The following is a 13,408-nucleotide window of genomic DNA, read 5'->3' on the forward strand; positions in this document are numbered from 1 at the left end:
CACGCACGCATTCCCCCGCATGAGCCGCGCCTACCTCAGCCTGGGCAGCAACGTCGACGCCGTCGCGCACCTGCGTGCGGCCGTACAGGCGCTGCGCGAACGTTTCGGCGATGTCGTGCTGTCGCCTGTGTACCGCACGCGCGCGGTCGGCTTCGACGGTCCCGATTTCCACAATGCCGCCGCGATCGTCGATACCGACCTCGATCCGCACGCGCTCAACCGCTGGCTGCATGCGCTGGAAGACGCACACGGACGCGACCGCAGCGGTCCGCGCTACGGCGATCGCACGCTCGACATCGACATCGTGCTGTTCGACGGCCTCAGCCTGGAGGGCGAGGGCAACCTGCGCATCCCGCGCCCGGAACTGAAACACGCATTCGTGCTGCGCCCACTGGCGGAGATCGCGCCCGACGTCATCGTGCCCGGTACGGGCCGCACGCTCGCGCAGCTATGGGCCGCGCATGCGGATCACGGCGTAGCGTGGGACGAGGCGGCACTGGCCTGACCGCCCCTCGGACTGCGCCGGCCGTCCGAATTTCCCCAAGCCCCCCTTGCCGCGACGTGCCGCGGACCGCGACGATGCATGTCTGGTCCATGGGGGACTCTGGGGAAATCGTGATGTTCGAGAAGTTCTCGCGCAGTTGGGAGCTGGTGAAGGCGAGCGCGGCGGTGCTGCGTTCGGACAAGGAACTGATGATCTTCCCGATCATCTCCGGCGTCGCCACGCTGGTGGTGCTGGCCACGTTCCTGGTGCCGATGATCGGCTGGCGCGTGTTCCAGCACGGCTTCGGCGTGTCCGGCGCGATCTGGGTGTTCCTGTTCTACTTCTGCCAGTACAGCGTCATCGTGTTCTTCAACTGCGCGCTGGTCGGTGCGGCGATGATCCGCCTGGAAGGCGGCGATCCGACGCTCGCCGACGGCATCAACGCGGCCAAGGCGCGCCTGCCGTCGATCCTGGGTTACGCCGCGATCGCCGCGACGGTCGGCCTGATCCTCAAGCGCCTGAAGGACGATGACCACTTCCTGGTGCGCCTGATCGGCGGCGGCCTGGGTGCGGCGTGGACGCTGGCGACCTTCCTGGTCGTGCCGGTGCTGGTCAGTCAGGACGTCGGCCCGATCGACGCGCTCAAGCGCAGCGCGAACCTGCTCAAGCGCACCTGGGGCGAGAACGCGATCGGCAACGTCGGCATCGGCCTGGCGTTCGGCCTGATGTCTTTCGGACTGATCGTCGTCGGCGCGCTGCTGGCGTGGGCCGCGGCGCAGCTGTCGGTGGCGCTGGCGGTGGTGCTGATCGTGCTGTTCGTGATCGCGCTGCTGATGCTCGGCGTGTACCAGGCCGCGCTGAGCGGCATCTATTCGGCCGCGCTGTACCGCTACGCGACCGAAGGCGAAGCGCCGCCGGCCTTCCAGGGCCTGCAGCTGGAATCGGCGTTCGCGACGAAGTAAGTGACGCTCAAGCCCCTCTCCCGCCGGGAGAGGGGTGCGCCGTCATTCCCGCGCAGGCGGGAATCCACGTCGCCGACTCGATCCCGTCTTCCGGAGAGCGTGACGTCCCAGACGGTTGGATCCCCGCCTTCGCGGGGATGACGAGCAAAAAAAGCGGCGAACAACGTCGCCACGCCGCTCAAGGCCGCCCGTGCGCCGTTACGCGCCCAGCAGCCTTCCACCATCCAGATGCAGCACCTGTCCGGTGCTGTAGCTCGCATCCTGCAGCAGCCAGCGCACGGCTTCGGCGACTTCCTCCGGCGTGCCGGTGCGACCCAGCGGGGTGCGCGCCAGCATCGCCTCCTGCGCGCTCGTGTCGGTGCGTTCTTCCGGCCACAGGATCGCGCCCGGCGAGACCGCGTTGACGCGCACCTTCGGGCCCAGCTCCAGCGCGAGCGAGCGCGTCATCATCAGCAGCGCGGCCTTGGCCATGCAGTAGATGGCGTGGCCGCGCAGCGGGCGTTCGGCGTACAGGTCGCCGAGATTCACGATCGCGCCGCCCGTCGCCTGCAGGTGCGGTGCCGCCGCCTGGGCGAGGAAGAACGGCGCGCGCGCGTTGCTCGCGAACAGGGCGTCCCATTGCGTCGGCGTGACGGTGCCGATCGGCGTCGGCGTGAAGGTGGAGGCGTTGTTGACCAGCGCATCGAGCCGGCCGAAACGGCCCACGGTGTGCGCGATCAGTTCCGGCAGGCGGTCGAACTCGGACAGGTCCGCCTGCAACAGCAGCGTGCTGCCCGGTCGCACGCGTTCGAGTTCGCCGGCCAGCGCGCGCGCCTCGGCGTCGGAGCTGCGGTAGTGCAGCGCGACGTCGTAGCCCGCACCGTGCAGGGTCCGCGCGATCGTCGCGCCGATGCGCCGCGCGGCGCCGGTGACGAGGGCGACGGGCGCCGTGTTCGCAGCGGGCATGACGGGACTCTCCGGGCCGTGACGTATCCTGAGCGCCAGTGTCCCACGCCCCCGCCGCATGTCCACCGACCTCCCCCCGCCGCGCCCCGGTGCGCAGGAACGCCAGCGCGAAGCCAACGCGCTGCCGACGCCCGATGCCGATGCGCTCGCGCACAGCCAGCGCCTCGACGCGCTGATCCGCACGCAGATCGCCGGCAACGGCGGTGCGATCCCGTTCTCGCGTTTCATGGAGCTGGCGCTGTATGCGCCGGGCCAGGGCTACTACAGCGCGGGCGCGAGCAAGTTCGGCGAGAGCGGCGATTTCGTGACCGCGCCGGAACTCGGGCCGGTGTTCGCCGCGTGCGTCGCCGACAGTTTCGCGCCGGTGTTCCAGCAGCTGGGCCCCGGTGCCCGCCTGCTCGAGCTCGGCGGCGGCACCGGCGCGTTCGCCGAGGTCGCGCTGAAGCGGCTGATGGAACTGGACGCCTTGCCGGATCGCTACTGCATCCTCGAGCCCAGCGCGCAGCTGCGCGAACGCCAGCGCGAGCGCCTGCAGGAGCGGCTGGTGCCGCCGCTGTTCGAACTGGTCGAATGGCTGGACGGTCCGTTCAACGACGACTGGGACGGCGTGCTGTTCGCCAATGAGGTGATCGACGCGCTGCCCACGCCGCGCTTCGCCATCGAGGCGGGCGAGGTGTACGAGGAACACGTCGCGGTCGAGGCCGGTGAACTGGTGCGCGTGCTGCGCCCGGCCGATGGCTTCCTCTCGAATGCGGTGCGCCACCTGGAGCGCCAGCTCGGTCGCGAGTTCGCGCACGGCTACCGCTCCGAAGTGCTGCCGCAACTGCCGTACTGGTTGCAGGCGGTGTCGGGCGGCATGCGCAGCGGCGCGATGTTGTTCGTCGATTACGGCTATCCGCGCGGCGAGTACTACCTGCCCGAACGCGATGACGGCACGCTGCGCGCGTTCTACCGCCATCGCATGCACGACCAGCCGTTGCGGTGGCCGGGCCTGCAGGACCTCACCGCGTCGGTGGATTTCACCGCGCTGGCCGAGGCGGGCGTCGCTGCCGGGTTCGATTTCGCCGGCTACTGCTCGCAGTCCAGCTTCCTGCTCGGGAACGGACTGGCCGGCGTGCTGGAGCGGATCGAGCAGATCGCCGACGAAGGCGAGCGCCTCAAGCGCACGCAGGAAGTGAAGCGCCTGACCCTGCCCAGCGAGATGGGCGAGCGCTTCCAGGCGATGGGCTTCGAGAAGGGCGTCGAGTTCGGCACCGCCTTCATGGCCGGCGACCTGAGCTTCCGCCTGTGAGTGCCGCGCCGATGCATTCCGTGCTGCGCGAGTTCCACCGCCCCGCGGTGTGGGTGGCGATCTGGATCCTGATGATCGCCGCCGTCGTGGTCACTTCGCTGTTGCCGGCGGACGACCTGCCGCCCGCGCCGTTCGACGGCGTGGACAAACTCGAACACTTCCTCGCCTATCTGGTCCTGAGCGCCTGGGCGGTGATGCTGTTCGCCGGCCGTCGCACCCAGTCGCTCGCGGCGGCGGCGATGATCGCCCTGGGGGTCGGGCTCGAACTCGCCCAGAGCGCGCTGACCGCGTCCCGCCAGGCCGATTCGGCCGACGCGCTGGCCAATGCCCTCGGCGCGATGGTCGGCCTGATGCTGGCTCCGACTCCGGTCTCGCGGGCCCTGCAGTGGCTCGACGGCGTCGGCCGGCGGAACTGAGACGGCCGTCGGAAGGCGAGAAACCCGCCATGAAAGCAGATTCGGCAAAGCGAGTGTAGGTATTGCGCAAAGGTTAAAGGTTGGTTAAAGCTCGGGGTTGGGCTCGACAGGGGGAGTCCGCCCACCCTGAGCAAGGAAACCGCCATGCTTGCTGCAACCCGCAATCGCCTCACTTTGGCTGTCGCTGCTGCATTGATCTCCACCGCCGCCCTGCCGGTCATGGCCCAGGACGGCCCGCAGGCCACTCCCGCACAGACTCCGGCTCCGTCGGCCCAGCCGGCCCGACAGGACGCCGTCGAGCTCGACAAGCTGGTCGTCACCGGTACCCGCGTGCAGGGCCGGTCGCCGACCGAATCGCTTTCGCCCGTCGACGTGTTCCGTCCTGCCGACCTGGAGAAGCAGGCCTCGGCCGACTTCACCGACCAGCTCGCGACGATCGCGCCTTCGTTCAACACCCAGCGTTTCCCGATCGCCGACGGCACTGCCTTCGTCCGTCCGGCCAATCTGCGCAACCTGCCGCCGGACCAGACCCTGGTCCTGATCAACGGCAAGCGCCGCCATCGCTCCGCGCTGGTGAACCTGCAGGTCGAGCCGTTCGGCACGGTCAACCAGGGCTCGCAGGCGGTCGATTACAGCCTGATTCCCTCCGCCGCGATCCAGCGCGTCGAAGTCCTGCGCGACGGTTCCTCGGCGCAGTACGGCTCCGACGCCATCGCCGGCGTGATCAACGTGCTGCTCAACGATTACGACGACGGCGTGCGCATCGAAGGCCAGTACGGCTCGACCTACGAGGGCGACGGCGACAAGTGGCGCAGCTCGTTCAACTTCGGCACCGGGCTGGGCGATGCCGGCTTCTTCAACATGACCGTCGAGTACTTCGACAGCAACCACACCTCGCGCGGCATTCCGCGCGCCGATGCGGCGGCCGTGGGGGCAGCGGTCGGTTCGGGCCTGGTGCCGTTCGAAGGCCTCGGCCAGCGCTGGGGCGACCCGGACGGCAACGGCCTGCGCTCCTTCTTCAACGCCGAATACCCGATCAACGACGCGGTCAGCCTGTACGGCTTCGGCAGCTACGCCGACACCGAGTACGAATCGAGCTTCTTCTACCGCACGCCCGTCGGCGTGGCCGGCGTCGCGCCGCGCGGCACGCTGTTCGTGGATGCCGACGGCAACGGTGTCGCCGACCCGGTCGCGCAGTCGATCGTCGACGACATCCGCGCGCAGGGCCTGAACCCGGCCGACTTCCTCACCGCCAACGCGGCGAGCCCGTCGGGCTTCATCGCCTTGAACCCGATCTACGTGCTGTTCCCGGGCGGCTACACGCCGACCTTCGGCGCGACGGTCGACGACTACGAAGGCGTGTTCGGCGCGAAGGGCGAGACCGGCGCGGGCCTGCGCTGGGACGTCAGCCTGCGTCAGGGCGAGAACGAGATGGTCTACACCATGACCAATTCGATCAACCCGAGCCTGGGCCGCCTGAGCCCGACCAGCTTCGAGCCCGGCCACCTGATCCAGCTCGAACGCGGCGCCAACGCGGACTTCGCCTGGCCGTGGCAGAACGACGTGTTCGCCTCGCCGGTGAACATCGCCTTCGGCGGCGAGTGGCGCGAGGAAACCTACAAGATCGGCACGGGCGATGCGGCGTCGTATACCGCCGGCCCGACCGGCGCGCTGTTCGGCGTGGGTTCCGACGGCTTCCAGGGCGACTCGCCGGAAGCATCGGGCGACTTCAGCCAGTACAGCCGCGCGGCCTACCTCGACGTCGAAGCCGACCTGATCGAACGCTGGACCGTCGGCGTGGCCGGACGCTACGAGGATTCCTCCGCGTTCGACAGCACCTTCGACTGGAAGGTCTCCACGCGCTTCGAGTTCACCGATGCGTTCGCGATGCGCGCCACCGTCAACACCGGTTTCCGCACGCCGACGCCGGGCCAGCTCAACACGCTCGACGTGACCACCACCGCCGACTCGACCGGCACGCTGGTGCCGCTGGGCACGTTCCCGGTCAACAGCGAAGCGGCGATCGCGCTGGGTGCGCAGCCGCTGGATGCGGAGGAATCGTTCGCGTACTCCGCAGGCATGGTGTACGCGCCGAACGACGTGTTCACGCTGACACTCGATTACTACAACATCGAGGTCGACGACCGCATCGCGCTGCAGACCATCAACGTCGCCGACGGTTCGCCGGAGCAGCAGGCGCTGATCGATGCCGGTGTGCCGGGCGCCGAACTGCTGCGCCAGGTCTCGTACTTCGTCAACGGCTTCGACAGCACGGTGCAGGGCGTGGACCTGGTCGCCACCTATCGCGCCGACTTCGCCAGCTGGGGCACCGGCGTGTTCGACTTCCGCCACAGCTACAACAAGCAGGAAGTCGACAGCGTCGCCGTCATCCCGGGTACCGCGACGCCGGTGATCGATGCCGAGCGCGTGGCGGACCTCGAGAACCAGCTGCCGAACAATCGAAGCGTGATCACGTTCGACTGGCGCTCGCCGTGGAACGTCAACTTCACCGCGCGCGCGAACTACTACGACAGCTGGGAAGACTTCACCTTCGGCGAGAAGGGTGAGTTCGGTTCGGAATGGCTGTTCGACCTGGCGGTGAGCTTCAGTCTCTACCAGGACAAGCTGCACATCACCGTCGGCGGCAACAACATCTTCGACAACTACCCGGACAAGGAAACCAACAGCACGCTCAACTTCCTGGGCGCGCAGTACCCGCTGTCCTCGCCGTTCGGCTTCAACGGCGGCGAGTGGTACGTGAAGGCGTCGTACGAGTTCTGAGCAGGGCGCACGACGCCGGACGCGATTCGTCCGGCGTCGATGCACGACGATGCGACGGCGTTCACGAATGGGCGCTGTCGCCGCATCGGGCAAGAACGGGCGTCGGCATCCTGTGACCGGCGCACCGTTCCCGGTGATGCGGTTTACGTATCGTGCACGCACCCTCAGGGGTGAGAAGCGCCGGGCGACGGGGAGGTCGCCCGGCGTTGCTTTTTTGGGGGATCGAAATTGTGTGAAGCCGCGCAGCGCGCTTCGCGCGCACCCCTCTTCCGCCCTTCGGGCACCTTCTCCCGCAAGGGGAGAAAGGGAAGAGCAGGAGCAAGAGCAACAGCAAGAGCAAGAGCAACAGCAAGAGCAACAGCAAGAGCAACAGCAAGAGCAACAGCAAGAGCAACAGCAAGAGCAACAGCAAGAGCAACAGCAAGAGCAACAGCAAGAGCAACAGCAAGAGCAACATCGCGCTGACGTTCCCCCCTCTCCCCTTGCGGGAGAGGGACAGGCGCGAAGCGCCAGGGAGAGGGGTAGGACGCTAAGGCTTCTTCCCCGTCGCCTGCGCGATCGCGTCGATGCGTGCGCGACGCATCGCCTCGCCCACGTCGGGTCCACTCAGTCCGCGCGCGATCTCGTTGGCACGCACCGTACGCGCCGCTGCAAGCGCGGCCACCAGTGCCGGTCCCTGCGGATACGGATCGTTCTGTCGTCCCGCACGGCCGCGCTTGTCGGCTTCGCACACGATCGCCATCTGTTCGATGCGCTCGGGTCGGCGGAAGCCGTCGCAACGCGCGAGCAGTTCGTACACGGTGCCGGCGCGGAGTTCGTCGAAGCGATGCACGTTGAGGTGCTCGCGACACGCGCATTCGGCGAGATGGCGATGGTCGGCCGGCACCTTGAGTCGATCGCACAGCGCGCGCAGCGGTGCGAGTCCCGCATGTTCGTGGCCGAGGTGCTTGGGCAACACATGCGGCGGCGTGAGCGCCTTGCCCAGGTCGTGCGTGAGCGCGGCGAAGCCGATGCGATCGTCGCCCGGCGCCAGTCGCGCGGCCATGTCGCAGACCAGTTCGATGTGCACGCCGGTGTCGATCTCCGGATGGAATTCCGCGCGCTGCGGCACGCCGTACAGCGCTTCGACTTCCGGCAACACCGCTCCGAGCGCGTCGGCCTCGTGCAGTGTGCGGATGAACGCCGAGGGCGCGGTGCTGGCGAGCGCGCGGCGCAGTTCCTGCCAGACGCGTTCGGCGGTGAGTTCCGACAGCTCGCCCGAGCGCGCCATCGCGCGCATGAGTTCCATCGTCTCCGGCGCGACGCTGAAACCGTGCGATGCGAAGCGCGCCATGAAGCGCGCCGCGCGCAGCACGCGCAGTGGATCTTCCGAGAACGCCGGGCCGACGTGGCGCAGCACGCGCAGCTGGATATCGCGCGCGCCGCCGTAGGGATCGACGAGGTTGCCGTCCTCGTCCTGCGCGATCGCGTTGATGGTGAAGTCGCGACGAGCGAGGTCTTCTTCCAGCGTCACCGAAGGATCGGCATCCACGACGAATCCGCGGTAGCCGCGCCCGCTCTTGCGTTCGGTGCGCGCGAGCGCGTGCTCTTCGCCGTTGGCGTCGAGGAACACCGGGAAATCCCGGCCGACCGCGCGGAAACCGGCTGCCTCCATCGAGGCCTGTGTCTCGCCGACGACGACCCAGTCGCGATCGCCCGGCGGCAGGTCGAGCAGGCGGTCGCGGACCGCGCCGCCAACGAGGTAGCGCTTCATCGCGTGCGTCAGCGCGGCGCGTGCTGCGCGAGCAGAGCGAGGATTTCCTGCACGCCGCTGTCGCGACCGAGCGTGCGCGAGATCGGTGCGGCTTGTCCCGACACCCACACGCGCAGCTCGGATTCGAGATCGAAATGGCCGGCCGTTTCCACCGAGAACATCACGATGCTGCGGTAGGGCACGCTGAGGTATTCGACCTTGCTGCCGGTCACGCCCTGCTTGTTGACCAGGATCATGCGGCGGTCGGTGAAGACGATGAGGTCGCGGACCAGTCCGAATGCGCGCTGCAGGGTTTCGCCGGGCGCGAGCAGCGGCGCGAAATCCTCGGCGAGCTTGTCGATGGATTTCTCGCCGGCATGGCCGAGCAGGATGTCGAGCAGGCCCATGACGTTCTCCGGACGGATGCGGCCCATGATTCTAAGGGGCCTGCTTCTGGAGGGCATGGACCACGCCATGCCCGTCGCGGGCGAACGCATTGGCGTTCGCCCATGCGGCGTCGATCAGTTGCCGCGAGTGAAGTCCGGGCGATCGCGCAGGATCTCGCGCGCGGCCTCGGTGTCCTTGCGGCGCTGGCCGACGGTGCGGCAATCGTTGGTCATCATGTTGCTGCCGGTCTTGCGCACGCGACGGCATACCAGCTTGTCTTCGTCGTCCGTGGAGCGGACGGCTTCGCTGGCCACCTGCGCTTGCTTCGGCTCGGCATCGGCCGGAGGCGCGGAGCCGGCCTGGCCCGTGGCCAGTCCGATCAGGCTGGCAGCGACGAACGACGTGATCGACATGAGCAGAGCGTCCTTTCCGTAGGGGCAAGTGCCGGGCCCCCAAGAGTAGCGAAATCGAACGCGCGGCGCGGGTGCCGGTCAGCCGTTCAGGATCGTGGACACGCGGGGTTCCACCGGCGTCGGCGTGAGGCCGAGCCGGCGCAGGCCGTCCTCGAAGCTCACGGAGTCCAGTTGCAGCGATCGCCAGTTGTCGCGGCTGATCGGTTTGCCCGGCAGCCATTCGCCGACGTTGGCCTGCAGCTGGCCGAGCGACGGCGGCAGGCCGATCACGGCGCGATGGCGGCCGCGTGCGCGCGCCGCCAGGCGCACGATCTGGCGCAACGTCATCACGTCGGGGCCGACGAGGTCGTAGCTCTCGCCGATGCTGCGCGGCTCGTCCAGCGCACGCACGAACGCCTCGGCCACGTCGTCCACCCAGACCGGCTGGAACTTCGCCTCGGCACGGCCGATCGGCAGCGCGGGCGCGAAGCGCAACAGCGCATCGAAACGACAGAACAGGCCATCGCCCGGGCCTGCGATCACCGAAGGACGGAACAAGGTCCATTCCAGTCCGGACGCGCGCACGAGTTGTTCCGCGCGACCGCGTGCCTTGAGGTAATGGCTTTCGCCACGGCCGGCGTTGAGCGCGCTCATCTGCAGCAGGCGACGCACGCCCATGCGCTTCATCGCACCGACCAGCGAATCGGTGATCCCGACGAACACGCGCTCGAAGCCGTCGCCGCGATCGCCCTTCTCGTTGAGGATGCCGATGAGGTTCACCACCGCGTCGGCGTCGTCGAGCACGGCGGCGAGGAAGTCCGGATTGGAGACGTCGCCTTCGATGAGGCTGGCGCCCTTGGGTTTCAGGTCGCGCTTGGTCGGATCGAAGCCGCGGCTGAGTACGGTGACGCGATGGCCGCCCTGCAACAGGCGCGCAACGAGATGCCGGCCGACGAAGCCGGTGCCGCCCAGTACCACCACATGCCTGTGTGCCATGCGGGCGAGTGTAGGCGAAGGCCCGCGTTCAGCGCTGTGATCGGGAACGGGATTGTGTCGCGGCAGGTGGCTGCGCCGGTGCCGGCGCGGCGGCCGGCGTGGGGCAGGCAAAGCGCTTGCGCGCACCGTCGGTGCGGCCGCGCAGGCGATCGCTGAGCGTCAGTGCGTCGCCGTCCATGCGCCAGTCGTACAGCACGCTGAAGGCAAGCACGCGCGCAACGTACTCGCGCGTTTCCTTGTAGCTGATCGTTTCGATCCAGAAGTCCGGATCCATGCCCGGGCGCTGCGCCTGCCAACGCGCGAGCGGCGTCGGCCCGGCGTTGTAGCCGGCGATGACCTGGTAGGGCTGGCCGCCGTACTTGTCCATCAGTTGGCGCAGGTAGGCGGTGCCGAGGACGATGTTGGTATCGGGATCGTAAAGGCTGTCCGCACCGCCCCACGGCAGACCCAGTCGCGCTGCCACGCCGGAGCCGGTGCCGGGCAGTATCTGCATCAGGCCCATCGCGTTGGCGCCGGAGCGCGCGCGCGGATAGAACACGCTTTCGGCGCGGATCTCCGCCGCGACCCAGGCCGGATCGATCCGATTCTTCTCCGCTTCGCGCCGGATCGTCGCTTCGTGGTGCAGCGGGAAACGCAGGCCATACAGGCGCGATTCGTCGGGATCGCGACCCAGCCCGAACACCGCGCGGTCGAACCAGCCGTTGCCCTGCGCGACTTCCACAGCGATGCGGCGCTGCTCAGCATTGAAGCGCGACAGTGCGTCGTCCCATTCGCGCGTGGCCCAGCCGACGCGGTCGATCTGGAACAGCCCCATCGCGCGGACGATCGCAGGGTCGCGCGCGATCGCCTGCTGCGCGGCGCTGCTGGTGTTCGGCAGCCACGGGCACAGCGCGTACGGCTGATCGAGGCGGTCGGCGGCGAGGAAGCCGTGGAATTCCGGCTTGGCCGCGGCTTCGCGATACAGGCGGTCGGCCTCGGCCTTGCGGCCGGCGCGTTCTTCCAGGCGCGCGGCGAAGTAGGTCCAGCGCGATTCGCCGCGCTGCTTCGTGCCCATGCGTTCGATCGCCGAGCGCGCCGCGGTCCAGTCAGAGCGCGCCATCGCTTCGCGCGCGCGCCATTCGTGCAGTCGTTCGTCGTAGGCCGATGCAGGGACGGCTTCGAGGCGACGTGCGGATTCGGGTTCGTACGAGGCCACCGTCCACAGCGCGATCTGGTACAGCACGCGACCGCGCTGCGCCTCGGTGAATCCGAGTGCGTCGGCGAAGCGCGGCAGCATGGCCTCGGCCGAGGCGGGCGATGTCTTGCCGAGCTTGGCCAGGCCGTGCGATGCGATCTCGCGACTGCGATCGTTCTTCGGCCACGCCAGCGCGCGATCGTTCGGCGCATCGACGAACGCGGCGTAGTCGTTGGCGAGCGCGAGCTGGTCGGCGGGCAGGCCGCGCGCGGCGGCGCGCATCACGCCCGGCTGCCATTCGGCGGCGGCGAGGTCGACGCGTTCCCAGCGTGCGTCCGCTGTCAGTCCGCCCTGTGCGGCCAGCGATGCCATCGGCGCATCGCAGGCGTCGGGCAGCGACTTGCCTGTGCGCCAGATCGCAAGCGCATCGCGCGTCCATTGCGCATCGGCCTTGCCGAGCTGCTGTCGTGCCTGCAGCTCGTTGCAGCGCAGGGCCACGCCTTTGATGCCCGGACTCCACGCCGCGAGCACGGACGACCAGTCCTGGTTGCGCGCGGCGGCGCCGATCCAGGCTTCACGGAACGCCTCGCCCGCGGCCTGGCCGCGGTTGCGCGACAGGAAGGCCTGCGCGCGCTGCGGATCGAGGCTGTCGACGTCGCGGCGCAGCGAGGCGTACTCGATCCACGGATACAGCGGATGCTCGGCGAGATCGCGATACTGCGCGGGATCGAAGCGGCCGAGTTCGGCATCCTCGAGTGCGGCGCGCACGCGCGGCAGTTTCGAGTCCGCCATGCCCTTGGGCAGCGGCGGGATGGCGACGGCGGGCGCGGCGGCCGTGGTCTGCGCGCAGGCAGACGCGGCAAGGGCGACGCTGCAGGCAGCGAGTACGATGATGAATGGGCGGGGGACCATTGTCGGGACTATAGCCCAGCGTCGTGAAGCAACCGTCGCCGCATGCCTGCCACAGTCAGGCCGCGTTGCGCGACAACTTCGCCTTTCCAACGAAGGAACCCCATTGATTTCAGCGCTCATCGTCTTTCTTCTCCTCGGCGCGGTCGCGGGCGTGCTCGCGGGATTGCTCGGCGTCGGCGGAGGGCTCGTGCTGGTCGCGGCGCTGGCGTGGCTGCTGCCGGGCCTGGGCATTTCGAAGGAGGCGGCGATGCACGCCGCGTTGGCGAGTTCGCTCGCGAGCATCGTGCTGACTGCGGCCGCATCCGCGCGCGCACATGCCTCGCGTGGCAGCGTGCTGTGGCCGACGGTGGCGTGGATGGTGCCGGGGCTGCTGATCGGTGGCTGGCTCGGCAGCGGTGTCGCGGTGCGCGTGGACGACAGCGTGCTGCGCTGGATCGTCGCCGGCTACTGCTTCCTCGCTGCGGCACAACTGACTTTCGGTCGTGCGCGCGCCACGGGCGGCGCCGCGGTGCCGGCGCCGAAGGGCGTTCCGATGACCGCGGCTGGCCTCGGCATCGGTGCGGTGTCGGCGGTGGTGGGCATCGGCGGCGGCAGCATGACCGTGCCACTACTGGTGTGGCGCGGCGTCGCGCCGGTGCGCGCGGTCGGGACCTCGTCCGCATGCGGTGTCGCGATCGGCATCGCCAGCGCGATCGGCTACGCATTGCACGCGCCGTCCGGCGCGCTGCCGGAGCATGCGGTCGGCTACGTCTATCTGCCGGCCGCGATCGGTGTCGCCGCCGCGTCGGTGCTGGCCGCACCCTACGGCATGCGCCTGGCCCATCGCCTGCACGGCGACACGCTCAAGCGCGTGTTCGCCGGGTTCCTGGCCCTGGTCGGAACCAGTCTGGTGCTGGGGGCATAAGGCCGCGAGGGGGCGACCCCGACGGGCGGTAT

The 13,408-nt window shown here is 68.9% G+C and carries 12 protein-coding genes; 6 read left to right on the top strand and 6 right to left on the bottom strand.

What is annotated here, in order from left to right:
* Positions 1-19: 19 nt before the first annotated feature.
* Both folK and FOF45_RS08050 read left to right on the top strand, forming a co-directional pair.
* The gene (folK, locus tag FOF45_RS08045) at positions 20-505 is read left to right on the top strand and encodes a 2-amino-4-hydroxy-6-hydroxymethyldihydropteridine diphosphokinase (RefSeq protein ID WP_158983751.1); all 486 of its coding nucleotides are present in this window, start codon (positions 20-22) and stop codon (positions 503-505) included.
* A 113-nt stretch (positions 506-618) separates the two neighbouring features.
* Entirely contained in the window at positions 619-1,446 is an 828-nt protein-coding gene (locus FOF45_RS08050) for a DUF6159 family protein (protein WP_158983753.1), read from the top strand.
* Positions 1,447-1,644: 198 nt separating this feature from the next.
* On the opposite strand, the gene FOF45_RS08055 is transcribed toward FOF45_RS08050, so the two are convergent.
* Positions 1,645-2,391, bottom strand: a complete 747-nt coding sequence (locus tag FOF45_RS08055; protein ID WP_158983755.1) for a pteridine reductase — start codon at positions 2,389-2,391, stop codon at positions 1,645-1,647.
* Between the two features lie 58 nt (positions 2,392-2,449).
* On the opposite strand from FOF45_RS08055, the gene FOF45_RS08060 reads away from it, so the two are divergent.
* From FOF45_RS08060 to FOF45_RS08070, 3 genes are all read left to right on the top strand, one after another.
* Positions 2,450-3,682 carry a class I SAM-dependent methyltransferase gene (locus FOF45_RS08060; protein WP_158983757.1) on the top strand — a complete coding sequence of 411 codons (1,233 nt, stop codon included), beginning with the start codon at positions 2,450-2,452 and terminating at the stop codon, positions 3,680-3,682.
* A gap of 20 nt (positions 3,683-3,702) precedes the next feature.
* Entirely contained in the window at positions 3,703-4,098 is a 396-nt protein-coding gene (locus FOF45_RS08065) for a VanZ family protein (protein ID WP_233264092.1), read from the top strand.
* A 144-nt stretch (positions 4,099-4,242) separates the two neighbouring features.
* Entirely contained in the window at positions 4,243-6,879 is a 2,637-nt protein-coding gene (locus FOF45_RS08070) for a TonB-dependent receptor plug domain-containing protein (RefSeq protein ID WP_158983761.1), read from the top strand.
* Positions 6,880-7,408: 529 nt separating this feature from the next.
* Here the strand turns inward: FOF45_RS08070 and FOF45_RS08075 are convergent.
* The 5 genes from FOF45_RS08075 to FOF45_RS08095 all read right to left on the bottom strand — a co-directional run bounded on the left by FOF45_RS08075 (position 7,409) and on the right by FOF45_RS08095 (position 12,472).
* Positions 7,409-8,632 carry a multifunctional CCA addition/repair protein gene (locus tag FOF45_RS08075; protein ID WP_158983763.1) on the bottom strand — a complete coding sequence of 408 codons (1,224 nt, stop codon included), beginning with the start codon at positions 8,630-8,632 and terminating at the stop codon, positions 7,409-7,411.
* Positions 8,633-8,640: 8 nt separating this feature from the next.
* A complete protein-coding gene (locus FOF45_RS08080) occupies positions 8,641-9,045 on the bottom strand; it encodes a PH domain-containing protein (protein ID WP_233264093.1) in 405 nt (134 codons plus the stop codon).
* A gap of 87 nt (positions 9,046-9,132) precedes the next feature.
* Positions 9,133-9,411: a hypothetical protein gene (locus FOF45_RS08085; protein ID WP_158983765.1), complete on the bottom strand. Its 279-nt coding sequence runs from the start codon at positions 9,409-9,411 to the stop codon at positions 9,133-9,135.
* A gap of 78 nt (positions 9,412-9,489) precedes the next feature.
* The gene (locus FOF45_RS08090; protein ID WP_158983767.1) at positions 9,490-10,386 is read right to left on the bottom strand and encodes a complex I NDUFA9 subunit family protein; all 897 of its coding nucleotides are present in this window, start codon (positions 10,384-10,386) and stop codon (positions 9,490-9,492) included.
* A 28-nt stretch (positions 10,387-10,414) separates the two neighbouring features.
* Complete coding sequence (locus FOF45_RS08095; RefSeq protein WP_233264094.1) at positions 10,415-12,472, bottom strand: lytic transglycosylase domain-containing protein; 2,058 nt, start codon at positions 12,470-12,472, stop codon at positions 10,415-10,417.
* Between the two features lie 103 nt (positions 12,473-12,575).
* Here FOF45_RS08095 and FOF45_RS08100 point away from each other — a divergent pair, with 103 nt between their 5' ends.
* Positions 12,576-13,376, top strand: coding sequence for a sulfite exporter TauE/SafE family protein (locus FOF45_RS08100; RefSeq protein ID WP_233264095.1), 801 nt, complete (start codon positions 12,576-12,578; stop codon positions 13,374-13,376).
* Positions 13,377-13,408: the final 32 nt, after the last annotated feature.

Origin of the sequence: Lysobacter panacisoli (genome assembly GCF_009765165.1) — a bacterium.
In the GTDB taxonomy this organism is placed as follows: domain Bacteria; phylum Pseudomonadota; class Gammaproteobacteria; order Xanthomonadales; family Xanthomonadaceae; genus Lysobacter_J; species Lysobacter_J panacisoli.

What these genes read in the sequence shown, in the direction of transcription:
- folK (WP_158983751.1), top strand. Translation starts at nt 20, where the DNA reads ATGAGCCGCGCCTACCTCAGCCTGGGCAGCAACGTCGACGCCGTCGCG.
- FOF45_RS08050 (WP_158983753.1), top strand. Translation starts at nt 619, where the DNA reads ATGTTCGAGAAGTTCTCGCGCAGTTGGGAGCTGGTGAAGGCGAGCGCG.
- FOF45_RS08055 (WP_158983755.1), bottom strand. Translation starts at nt 2,391, where the DNA reads ATGCCCGCTGCGAACACGGCGCCCGTCGCCCTCGTCACCGGCGCCGCG.
- FOF45_RS08060 (WP_158983757.1), top strand. Translation starts at nt 2,450, where the DNA reads ATGTCCACCGACCTCCCCCCGCCGCGCCCCGGTGCGCAGGAACGCCAG.
- FOF45_RS08070 (WP_158983761.1), top strand. Translation starts at nt 4,243, where the DNA reads ATGCTTGCTGCAACCCGCAATCGCCTCACTTTGGCTGTCGCTGCTGCA.
- FOF45_RS08075 (WP_158983763.1), bottom strand. Translation starts at nt 8,632, where the DNA reads ATGAAGCGCTACCTCGTTGGCGGCGCGGTCCGCGACCGCCTGCTCGAC.
- FOF45_RS08080 (WP_233264093.1), bottom strand. Translation starts at nt 9,045, where the DNA reads ATGGGCCGCATCCGTCCGGAGAACGTCATGGGCCTGCTCGACATCCTG.
- FOF45_RS08085 (WP_158983765.1), bottom strand. Translation starts at nt 9,411, where the DNA reads ATGTCGATCACGTCGTTCGTCGCTGCCAGCCTGATCGGACTGGCCACG.
- FOF45_RS08090 (WP_158983767.1), bottom strand. Translation starts at nt 10,386, where the DNA reads ATGGCACACAGGCATGTGGTGGTACTGGGCGGCACCGGCTTCGTCGGC.
- FOF45_RS08095 (WP_233264094.1), bottom strand. Translation starts at nt 12,472, where the DNA reads ATGGTCCCCCGCCCATTCATCATCGTACTCGCTGCCTGCAGCGTCGCC.